The organism is Gordonia sp. i37 (genome assembly GCF_002043085.1).
In the GTDB taxonomy this organism is placed as follows: Bacteria; Actinomycetota; Actinomycetes; order Mycobacteriales; family Mycobacteriaceae; genus Gordonia; species Gordonia polyisoprenivorans.
Window position 1 is genome coordinate 1 of sequence record NZ_MVPX01000103.1, and the last position, 10,869, is coordinate 10,869.

The following is a 10,869-nucleotide window of genomic DNA, read 5'->3' on the forward strand; positions in this document are numbered from 1 at the left end:
CCGCCGATCACGACGGCGGTGATGCTGTCGAGGTTGGCGTCGACGGCGGCGTTGGGACTCGCCGATCCGGTGCGCCCGATGAGAATCCAGGCGGCCAGGGCGAAGATGACGCCGGCCGTGGCATACACGCTGAACAGCACCCGTGAGGTCCGGATACCCGACAGGCGTGCGGCCTGCGAATCGTCGCCGACCGCGTATACGTGTCTGCCCCAGGCGGTCTGGCCGAGCGCGAACGCCACCACCGCGTACAGCACGAGCATGACGAGCACACCGGTGGTGATCCGGAACTGGCCCACCGGAATGGCGGTGCCGGTCCAATTGAGCAGTGACCCCAGCGAATCGCCGTCGATCGACTGGCCGCCGGAGAGGATCAGGGAGAGCGCGGTGAACACCGACAACGTGCCGAGGGTGACGATGAACGGGGGCAACTTGATGGTGGTGACGAGAACGCCGTTGAGGACGCCGCAGCCGAATCCCAGCACCAGCCCGATGAGCAGGGCCAGTGGGCCGGGTACGCCGTGTGCGCTCGCCAGCGAGCCCATCACCATCGTCACCAGGATCATCGCGGCGCCGACCGACAGGTCGATACCGGCGGTGAGGATGATCAGGGTCTGACCCAGGCCGAGGGTGGCGATGACCGCGACCTGCTGGACGACCAGCGACAGGTTGGTCGGTTCGACGAAATTCGGGTTGATGATGCCGAAGGCAATGATCGCCAGCAGGAGCACCGCCGCCGGCCCGAGCCACGGATATCCCAGCAGCAGGTGCTGAATCCGGTTGATGGGAGAGCGTTTACGCTGCTCGAACTCCTCGGCCGCGGTACTCGGTCCGGCCACGGATGTGTCGCTGAGGTCGGTGGGCATCGCCCCTCCTGTCGCATGCGGGCCCGTTGCGGTGGGACCGTCGATGATGCCGGTCAACTCTGTCCACCCCAGCACTGCTTGAGGCCTTCGGCCGCGGTGATGCTCGGGACACCGGCCTGGGGCTGATCGGTGACGAGGTTGACGCCGGTGTCGAAGTAGTCGAGGCCGGGCGTCACCGCGTGTTTGGTGCCGTTCTTGATGTACTCGGAGATCGCATCCACGCCGAGAGAGGCCATCTTCAGCGGATATTGCTGCGAGGTGGCGCCGATGACCCCGGACTGCACCAGCTTCATGCCGGGGTCACAGCCGCCGTCGACTGAGACGATCGTGGCCTGTTTGCCCGCGGCCTTCAGAGCGTTGGACGCGCCGCTCGCAGCGGGTTCGTTGATCGTGTAGACGAGGTTGATGTCGGGGTTCTTCGACAGGCAGTTCTCCATCGCGGTGCGGCCGCCGTCCTCGGCGCCCTGGGAGGGCTGGTTGCAGACAATGGTGTATTGGCCGCCGCTGTAGCGCCCGGTGGGAGCCTCGTCGCCGTTCTTCTTCGGGTCGTTCAACGCAATCCCCATGCCCTGCAGGAAGCCCTGATCGCGGTTGTAGTCGACGGAGACCACCTTGTCGGAGTAAAGGTCGACCAGCGCGATCACCGCGGGCTTGCCCGCCAGCTTCTTCGCCGCCCATTGACCGATCAGCTCACCGGCACGGAAGTTGTTGGTGGCAAAGGTGATATCGACCGTGTTCGCCGGATCCGGTGCGGTGTCGAGGGCGATGACGTAGAGGCCGGCGTCGCGGGCCTTCTTGATCGCCGCGTTGACGCCGGGGCCGTTCGGGGTGACCAGGATCCCCTTGTCGCCGCGGGCGATGGCGTTCTCGATCGCGGTGATCTGCGACGCCTCGTCGCCGTCGGTCTTGCCCGAGGCGACGGTCAGGTTGATCCCGTCCTTCTTCGCTGCCTGCTCGGCGCCGTTCTGCATCGTGACGAAGTACGGGTTCGTCGAGGTCTTGGTGATGAGCGCGACACCGGGTTGACCGTTGCTTTCGCTGGAACAACCGGCCAGGCATGCGCCGCCCAGGCCAATGGCGACGGCCATCAGGCCGACGTGTCGAAGTGATCTCACAGCCCGTGTCTTCGGCGTCATGAGAGTGATCTCCCCTCCTCGCGGAATCCGCGAGAGATATTGATAACGTTGTCAGAAAGTTATAACCCAGGTCACATTTGAAGTGCAATGGCTTGTTGCGATCTGGGCAAACTGGCGCAGATAACGTTGTCAATGGTCACGTCAACGTTGTCACCGGTCCGGTGTTTGCAAGGATTGACCCACCGCGCGAGCGCGCGGCCTCGAGAGAAGAAGCGGGTGGGGAGTGACCAACCACGGATCGAACCGTCGTGCGACGATGCGCGACGTCGCCCAGCACGCCGGGGTCAGCATCAAGACCGTGTCGCGGGTCGTGAACGACGAATCCGGGGTGCGCCCGGTTCTGGTGGAACGTGTGCGGAAGTCGGTACGCGAGCTCGATTACCGACCCGACACCGCCGCGCGTAGCCTGCGTCTGACGGGCGGGCGTACCGCGACCATTGCGCTGATTCTCGAGGATGTGGCCAATCCGTTCTCGGCGATGATCGGGCGGGCGGTCGAGAACGTGGCCGTACCAAAGGGTTTCATGGTGTTCTCGGCGAGCGTGGACGAGGATCCGGGGCGTGAGCGGGACTTCGTGGGGGAGTTCGCCGCCCGTCGTATCGACGGGCTCGTCATCGCTCCGACCGGCGACGACCAGTCCTACCTGCTACCGCACATCGCCGCCGGTACCGCGGTGGTCTGCGTCGACCGGGAACCGCGCGGGTTGACCCTGGACACGATCGTGTCCACCAACACCCTCGGCGCGAGTGAGGGTGTACGACATCTGATCTCGGGAGGACATCGGCGCATCGGATTCATCGGTGACCTCGCGTCGATCATGACCGCCGAACAACGCCTCGACGGCTACCGGATGGCGCTCGCCGATGCCGGTATCCCGACCGATCCGTCGCTGGTGATCCGCGACGCGCGCAACGAGCACCAGTCCGAGATGGCCGCGATGCGGCTGCTCACCGCAGACCATCCACCCACCGCCCTGTTCACCGCGCAGAACCTCATCACCGTCGGTGCCCTGCGCGCGCTACGGCGACTGCATCTCAACCACTCGGTGGCACTCGTGGGCTTCGACGACTTCCCCCTCGCCGATCTCCTCGAACCCGGCGTCACCGTGGTGGCCCAGCAACCGACGGCGATGGGTGGCCTCGCCGCCGAGCTCCTCCTCGCGCGGATCACCGATCCCGCCACGCTGCCGGGCCGACATCTGGTGCCCACCAACCTCATTCGACGTGGATCGGGAGAGATCGCGGCGCCCTGAGAGGTGGGCGCGGTACTCACAGCCTCCGGAGCCGCCGGGCCGCCTCGGCGATCACCTCATCGCGCTTGGAGAAGGCAAAGCGCACCATGTGTCGCCACGGGTCCTTGTCGTCGGCGAAGACGCTGACCGGTACCGCCGCCACCCCGATCCGCTCCGGCAGGGTCCGGCAGAACGCCTCGCCGTCGGTGATTCCGAGCGGGCGCGGGTCGGCGCACACGAAATAGGTTGCCTCGCTGCGGTGCACCTCGAATCCGGCGTCGGACAGCGCCGCCGACAACAGGTCTCGCTTGGCCTGCAGGGCGTTCGCGCTGCGGGTCACCCAGTCCATCTCCGACTCGAGTGCGTGGGCCACGGCGGGCTGGAACGGGCCCGATCCGACGTAGGTCATGAATTGCTTGGCCGCGCGGGCCGCGGCGACGAGTTCGGCCGGACCGGACAGCCACCCGACCTTCCATCCGGTGCAGTTGAAGGTCTTGGCGGCACTGGAGATCCGGAGGGTCCGCTCGCGCATGCCGGGCAGCGTGGCCAGCGGGGTGTGCGTGCGGCCGTCGAACACCAGGTGCTCGTACACCTCGTCGGTGACCGCTACGACGTCGTGCTCGAGACACAGCCGCGCGATCTCGGCGAGGTCGTCGTCGTGCAGGACGGTGCCGGTCGGATTGTGCGGTGAGTTGACCAGGACCAGCGCGGTCCGCGGAGTGAACGCCGCGGCGAGCGCATCGCGATCGAGGCGAAAACCGTCGCCGTCGGGCCGCAGCGGCACGGTGCGCCGTACCCCGCCTGCCATCGCGACGGTCGCGGCGTAGGAGTCGTAGTAGGGCTCCACCATGATCACCTCGGCGCCCGGCTCGGTGAGCCCGACGATCGCTCCCGCGATCGCCTCCGTCGCGCCGACGGTGATCAGCACCTCCGAGTCGGGGTCGTAGTCGAGACCGTAGTACGCCCGCTGGTGTTCGGCGACGGCACGGCGCAGCCGCGGTACGCCGATTCCCGGCGGGTACTGGTTGGCGCCGCCATTGATCGCCGCGCACGCGGCGGCCAGCATCGAGGCCGGGCCGTCGGTGTCGGGGAACCCCTGGCCGAGGTTCACCGCGTCGTGGGTGACGGCCAGGGCCGACATCTCGGCGAAGATCGTGGCGGTGAACGGGCGCAGGCGGGTGACGGTGGCCATGGTCTCAGGCTGTCACATCGGCTCCGGTGACCGCTCCGGACCGAGTTCTTCGGTGGTCGCCGCTTCCATGCCGACACCAAGGAGGGTGCAAGCGGGTCGCCCGATGCTTACGGCACCAACCGCAGACCCCGAGAGGACACCCCCCATGAACACCACATTCGATCACCAGCCGGTCATCGAGCCGCTCGCCCGGCCCGGTCGACGTCTGGCCTGGCGTGCCGCCGTCGTCGCCGGGTGTCTCGGATTTGCGCTGGTCGCCGGGTGCGACATCAGCCTCGGTTCCGATGCCATCGACGATCCCGACGACATCATCGTCGGCGAATGTCTGGCGCTCGGCCCCGACGACGATCCCGGCAAGGTCGCCGCATCGGCGGCGTCGTGCGAGGACTCCGACGGTCTCACCTTCTACGTGGCCCGGCAGGTCGCTGCCGGCGCCGAGTGCGACGCCGCCAACACTTCGACGCTGACCTTCGGTGCCGACCGCGAGAGTCTCTGTCTGACACCGAACTTTGCGACCGGCAAGTGCTACCGGATACCGATCGGCGGTGACCTCGCCGATTATCGCGAGGTCGATTGCGGTGAACCGGCGCAGGACCGGACCGTTGTCGCGCGTGCCGTGCAGCGCGGGGACGAGACGATCACCTGCGCAGACGAGGACACGACCTGGTCGTTTCGCGCGCCGAAATCCATCGGGTACTGCCTACGGGAGGTGTGAGTGCGCGGCCGATCGCGCAGCCGATCGGAGGACACCCGAACACCCGACACCGACGTCGTCGGCGTGGGCCAGCCGGTAATGTGACCAGGGCTGACCGTCCGGCGCGAGCCGTGTGGAGGGCGCGTATCCGCTTCCGTCGTGCCGAGGAGGGCTGTCGAGGGTGGTCTACCAACCGGGTGACTCGTTCGCCGGCTACACGATCACGAGACTGATCGGGCGTGGCGGGATGGGCGAGGTCTACCTGGCCCGGCATCCCAGCCTGCCGCGCAACGAGGCCGTCAAGATCCTGCCGTCCGATCTCAGCCGCGACCCGATGTTCCGGCAGCGATTCATGCGCGAGGCCGAACTCGCGTCGAGCATCGTGCATCCGAACATCGTGACCATCTACAACTCCGGCGAGTACGAGGGGCATCTGTGGCTCGCCATGGAGTACATCGACGGCGTCGACGGCGGGGAGTTGTTGCGGCGCAGCCCCCGCGGGCTCAATCCCATGCTGGTGTCGGCGATCGCCACCGCGGTGGCGGCCGCCCTCGACGCCGCACATGCGCGCGGGCTGCTGCACCGCGACGTCAAACCCGCCAACATCCTCATCGCCGAGAACGATTCCGCCGACGGCGGCGACACCACCACGCCGCCGCGGGTTCTGCTGGCCGACTTCGGGATCGCCAAATCGACCGGCGACTTCAGCAACCTGACCTCGGCCAACATGTTTCTCGGCACGGTGGCCTATGTGGCACCCGAACAGTTGCTGGGTGCCGAGGTCGACGGACAGGCCGATCAGTATTCGCTGGCGGCCACCCTGTTCCAATTCCTGTGCGGCAGGCCGCCGTTCGAGGGGACAAGTCAGGCCAACATCATCGCCGCGCACCTGAGCAGCGCCCCGCCCACGGTGTCGTCGTTGCGGCCGGGCACCTCCGCGGCTCTCGACGAGGTCATGCACCGTGCGTTGGCCAAGACGCCGGCCGAGCGGTTCGGCTCGTGCGGTGAACTCGCCGAACAACTCGGGCGTGCCCTGCGTGCCTCGCCCACCCGGGTCGGGACCCCGGTGCCCGGGCCGACGGAGCTGATCCGGACCGCACGCCCGACGGTGTCTACACCACCCGTGGCACCGTCGACACCACCGGTCTACCCGCCGCCGGTGTCGCAACCGCCGGTGCCCCAACCGCCGGTGTCCCCGTATGCGCCGCCGCCGCAGTACTTTCCGCAGTCCGCACCCTCGGGTGCATTCCCGGGTCAACCGAACCAGCCCGGCCAGCCGAGTCACCCGGGTTTCACCGGTGGCTATCTGATGCCGCCTGCGCGACGTTCGCGCGGAACGGTGACGATCGTGTTGGTTTCGCTCGTGGCCCTGGTGGCGGTGATCATCGCCGGGGTGGTGGTGGCCAACCTGATCTCCGGCTCGTCCTCCGACACGACCGCGAGATCGTCGGGCAGCGCGTCGGCGACCGGTGCCGCGCCCGGCGCGACGACGCCCTACACCCGGCCGCCGGTGACCGAGGCGCCCACCACCGTCACCAGCGCGAGTCAGATCACCGTGGGCAACTGCGTGCAGATCGGCCGAGACCGCGATGCGCAGGGCAATGTGTCGACGGCGAAGGTCGACTGCGCCACTCCGGCGATGACCTTCTATGCAGCCGGTTTCATCGCCGATTCCGCCGACTGCCCCAACGACCACAACGCCAGCCTGACCTTCGGTGACTCGGGTGACAAACTCTGCCTCACACCGAATTTCGTGCCGCAGGAGTGCTACCAGATCCCGAGTTCGGGCGGCTCGCTATCGGACTATCACGATGTGGCGTGCGGGTCGGCCGCCGCCGCGGGCACCGTCGCCTTCCGCGTCACCAACCGTTCCACGAGCGCGCTGACCTGCGCGAGCGGCGAGGTGCGGTGGACCTTCGAGCAGCCCCTGTCGCTGGGTTACTGCCTGGCGCAGGTGTAGGCCTCAGCCCGCCGATTCCTCACCGATGGTGGGCCCGAGGAGGTCGTCGGCGTCGGTGATCCGGTAGGCGTAGCCCTGCTCGGCGAGGAAGCGCTGCCGGTGGGCGGCGTAGTCGGCGTCGAGGGTGTCGCGGGAGACCACCGAATAGAAGTGTGCTTGTCCGCCATCGGATTTCGGTCGCAGTAGGCGTCCGAGGCGCTGCGCCTCTTCCTGTCGGGAGCCGAAGGTGCCCGACACCTGCACGGCCACCGACGCCTCGGGCAGATCGATCGAGAAGTTGGCGACCTTGGACACAACGAGGGTCTGCAACTCGCCGGACCGGAAGCGATCGAACAGGGCTTCGCGCTCCTTGTTCTTGGTCGACCCCTGGATCACCGGGGCATCGAGTTCGCGGCCGAGTTCCTCGAGCTGGTCGATGTAGGCGCCGATGACCAGCGTCTGAGAGTCGCTGTGACGCGCCAGGATCGACCGCACGACGTTGACCTTGGTGTGTGCCGTCGAGCAGAGCTTGTACTTCGCCTCGTTCTCGGCGACGGCGTACTGCAGACGTTCCTCGTCGGTGAGGGTCACCCGCACCTCGATGCACTCGGCGGGCGCGATCCAGCCCTGGGCCTCGATGTCCTTCCACGGCGCGTCGTAGCGCTTGGGGCCGATGAGGGAGAACACGTCGCCCTCGCGGCCGTCCTCGCGAACCAGGGTGGCGGTGAGGCCGAGTCGTCGGCGGGACTGCAGGTCGGCGGTCATCCGGAAGACCGGCGCCGGGAGCAGGTGCACCTCGTCGTAGATGATCAGACCCCAGTCGCGGGAGTCGAATAGATCGAGATTCTTATACTCGCCCTTGGACTTTCGCGTCATCACCTGATAGGTGGCGATGGTCACCGGGCGAATCTCCTTGCGCTCACCCGAATATTCACCGATCTCGTCCTCGGTCAGGGTGGTGCGGGCGACCAGCTCCCGTTTCCACTGACGGCCCGCAACGGTGTTGGTGACCAGGATCAGCGTGGTGGCACCGGCCTTGGCCATCGCGGCCGCGCCGACCATCGTCTTGCCCGCACCACACGGCAGCACCACGACGCCCGAGCCGCCCGCCCAGAACGAGTCGGCGGCCATCTCCTGGTAGTCGCGCAGATGCCAGTCGCCCTGGTCGAGGCCGATCGGGTGCGCCTCGCCGTCGACGTAACCCGCGAGGTCCTCGGCCGGCCAGCCGACCTTGAGCAGGATCTGCTTGAGCCGTCCTCGCTCGGACGGGTGCACGACGACGGTGTCGTCGTCGATGCGGGCGCCGAGCATCGGGGCGACCTTCTTGTTGCGCAGGATCTCCTCGAGCACCGCGCGGTCGAGACTCACCAGCGTCAGTCCGTGGACGGGACTCTTGACCAGCTGGAGCCGGCCGAACCGACCCATGGTGTCGACGATGTCCATCAGCAGCGGCTGCGGCACCGCGTAGCGCGAGTAGGTGACCAGCGCGTCGACCACCTGCTCGGCGTCGTGGCCCGCCGCGCGCGCATTCCACAGCGCCAGCGGGGTCACCCGGTAGGTGTGCACGTGTTCGGGTGCGCGTTCGAGCTCGGCAAACGGGGCGATCGCTGCGCGAGCGGACGCCGCGTCGGGGTGATCGACCTCGAGCAGCAGCGTCTTGTCGGATTGCACGATCAGGGGTCCATCAGTCCCCCGATCCATTGTCCAGGTGTCTGCACGTCGCGTCGAATCCCGATCGCGCCCACCCTGGTGCCGACAGCGCCCTCCCAGCCCGCGACAGCGCCCCGCACCACGCCGACAGCGCCCCGTCGAGCGCTGTCGGGACTGAGCTGAGCGCTGTCGGCGCTGTGACGAGCGCCGTGGGCGAAGTGGTGAGCGCTGTCGGCGCTGATATGGCCGATATGCCCGAAATCGGGCGAGCTCCGAAAAGTCCGGAATCAAAAGGAGTTTCGCCGTCGTGGCGGACGGCGTACGCTATCCGGAGTACGGTCCTCCGGATATTGGTCCGTGGATCACCACACCAGGTCGGTGCATCGCACCGACGCGTCCACCGCACGTCGACAAGAGCGAGTTCTCGAATGTCCTCACCAGTTTCGCCCTCCGCCGAACCCGATCCCCGGCGGTGGAAGGCCCTCGTCTTCATCTGCCTGGCCCAGCTGATGGTGGTCCTCGACGGCACCGTCGTCCAGATCGCCCTGCCCGACGCCAAGGTCGACCTCGGTATCAGCGACGCCAACCAACAGTGGGTCATCACCGCATATGCCCTGGCCTTCGGTGGTCTGCTCCTGTTCGGCGGACGCATCGCCGACCTGTGGGGCCGTCGGCGCGCGCTGATGGTCGGCCTCGTCGGATTCGCCTTCGCCTCCGCGCTGGGCGGGGCTGCGGTCAACCAGGGGATGCTGTTCGGCGCGCGGGCATTGCAGGGTGCGTTCGGCGCGCTGCTCGCCCCGGCGGCGTTGTCGCTGCTGACCGTGATGTTCACTGCGCCCAAGGAACGCGCCCGCGCCTTCGGTGTCTTCGGTGCGATCGCCGGTGGTGGCGCCGCGGTCGGCCTGCTGCTCGGTGGCCTGCTCACCCAGACCCTCGACTGGCGCTGGACGATGTACATCAACGTGGTCTTCGCCGCCGTCGCGCTGTTCGGTGCGATCGTCGAGATCAAGGAGCCGCCGCGGGCCCACGACAACGCCACCCACCTCGACGTCCTCGGCGTCGTCCTGGGCGGCGGGGGACTGGCCCTGGTGGTCTACGGTTTCAGTCGTGCGGCCGAGGAGGGCTGGGGTGACACCGGAACCGTCATCTGCCTGATCGCGGCGGTGGTACTGCTCGCCGCGTTCGTCGGATGGCAGGCGCGCTACCGACATCCGTTGCTGCCCTTGCGGGTTGTCGCCGACCGCGCGCGCGGTGGGGCGTATCTGAGCGTCGCCATGTCGGTGATCGCGATGTTCGGCTCCTTCCTGTTCCTGACGCTCTACATGCAAGTGGTGCACCACTATTCGCCGCTGAGCGCCGGAGTTGCCTTCTTGCCCATGGTCGGTGGCATGCTGGTCGGCTCCACCCAGATCGCGGCGCGCCTCATCACCCGGGTGCCGCCACGGTTCCTGCTGGTGCCGGGTGCGCTCATCGCGGCCTGCGGAATGCTTCTGCTGAGCCAGATCTCGGCCGACTCCACCCGGTACTGGAGCGTGATCTTCCCGGCTCTGTTCCTGCTCGGCTGCGGGATGGGCACGGTGTTCATGACCTCGATGAATCTCGCCACCTACGGCGTCGAGCCACGCGACGCCGGTGTGGCGTCGGCGATGGTCAACACCTCACAGCAGGTCGGCGGCGCCATCGGTACGGCCCTGCTGAACACGATCGCCGCCACCGCGACGGCCTCCTACATCACCGGCCACATGGCCTCGGTGCACGGACCGGCCGACGCGAAGGTATTGCAGGCACAGGCCATGGTTCACGGTCAGAGCATCGGATTCTATGTCGCCGCAGCCATTCTCGCGGGTGTGGCGCTGGTGGCCGGGCTCCTGATCAACGTCCGGCGGCCGATCGGCGACGCACACGAGTCCGAGCCGGTCGCGGTGGCCGCGGGCTGACCCGGGCGCTGATCGGCGCCGGTCAGCCGTCGAGCAGTTCGACGCTGGTGATGCGATGCAGCGAGAACCGCTGTTCGTCGTCGGTGCCGTCCTCGATCCCGATGAGCTGACCGGCGCCGAGGGTCTGCGGGGACACCACGTGTCGTGACGCGCTGCCATGCGCGTCGACGTAGCCGACGCGCAGTTTCCGGTTGGCGCGCAACGCCAATCGGATCAGCGCGGTCGTC

9 protein-coding genes are annotated in these 10,869 nt (G+C 67.7%); 4 read left to right on the top strand and 5 right to left on the bottom strand.

All coding sequences use genetic code 11. From position 1 onward, the window contains the following. On the bottom strand, positions 1–863 hold an 863-nt coding region (locus B1964_RS04745), incomplete at its 3' end, for an ABC transporter permease (RefSeq protein ID WP_253193886.1). 53 nt (positions 864–916) lie between these two features. Further along, positions 917–1,951, bottom strand: a complete 1,035-nt coding sequence (locus B1964_RS04750; RefSeq protein WP_216354226.1) for a substrate-binding domain-containing protein — start codon at positions 1,949–1,951, stop codon at positions 917–919. A gap of 271 nt (positions 1,952–2,222) precedes the next feature. Here B1964_RS04750 and B1964_RS04755 point away from each other — a divergent pair, with 271 nt between their 5' ends. Beyond that, the gene (locus B1964_RS04755) at positions 2,223–3,251 is read left to right on the top strand and encodes a LacI family DNA-binding transcriptional regulator (RefSeq protein WP_079929048.1); all 1,029 of its coding nucleotides are present in this window, start codon (positions 2,223–2,225) and stop codon (positions 3,249–3,251) included. A 16-nt stretch (positions 3,252–3,267) separates the two neighbouring features. Here the strand turns inward: B1964_RS04755 and B1964_RS04760 are convergent, their stop codons facing one another. Beyond that, complete coding sequence (locus tag B1964_RS04760) at positions 3,268–4,422, bottom strand: pyridoxal phosphate-dependent aminotransferase (RefSeq protein ID WP_079929049.1); 1,155 nt, start codon at positions 4,420–4,422, stop codon at positions 3,268–3,270. A 145-nt stretch (positions 4,423–4,567) separates the two neighbouring features. On the opposite strand from B1964_RS04760, the gene B1964_RS04765 reads away from it, so the two are divergent. Together B1964_RS04765 and B1964_RS04770 are read left to right on the top strand one after the other, a co-directional pair. Further along, positions 4,568–5,137, top strand: coding sequence for a pyridine nucleotide-disulfide oxidoreductase (locus tag B1964_RS04765; RefSeq protein WP_079929050.1), 570 nt, complete (start codon positions 4,568–4,570; stop codon positions 5,135–5,137). Positions 5,138–5,297: 160 nt separating this feature from the next. Further along, positions 5,298–7,076, top strand: coding sequence for a serine/threonine-protein kinase (locus B1964_RS04770; RefSeq protein ID WP_079929051.1), 1,779 nt, complete (start codon positions 5,298–5,300; stop codon positions 7,074–7,076). Between the two features lie 3 nt (positions 7,077–7,079). Here the strand turns inward: B1964_RS04770 and B1964_RS04775 are convergent, their stop codons facing one another. After that, a complete protein-coding gene (locus B1964_RS04775) occupies positions 7,080–8,756 on the bottom strand; it encodes a DNA repair helicase XPB (protein WP_079929052.1) in 1,677 nt (558 codons plus the stop codon). A gap of 377 nt (positions 8,757–9,133) precedes the next feature. Between B1964_RS04775 and B1964_RS04780 the strand changes: the two genes are divergently transcribed. Beyond that, the gene (locus B1964_RS04780; protein ID WP_079929053.1) at positions 9,134–10,642 is read left to right on the top strand and encodes an MFS transporter; all 1,509 of its coding nucleotides are present in this window, start codon (positions 9,134–9,136) and stop codon (positions 10,640–10,642) included. Positions 10,643–10,664: 22 nt separating this feature from the next. On the opposite strand, the gene B1964_RS04785 is transcribed toward B1964_RS04780, so the two are convergent. After that, on the bottom strand, positions 10,665–10,869 hold a 205-nt coding region (locus B1964_RS04785; protein WP_139765627.1), incomplete at its 5' end, for a WYL domain-containing protein.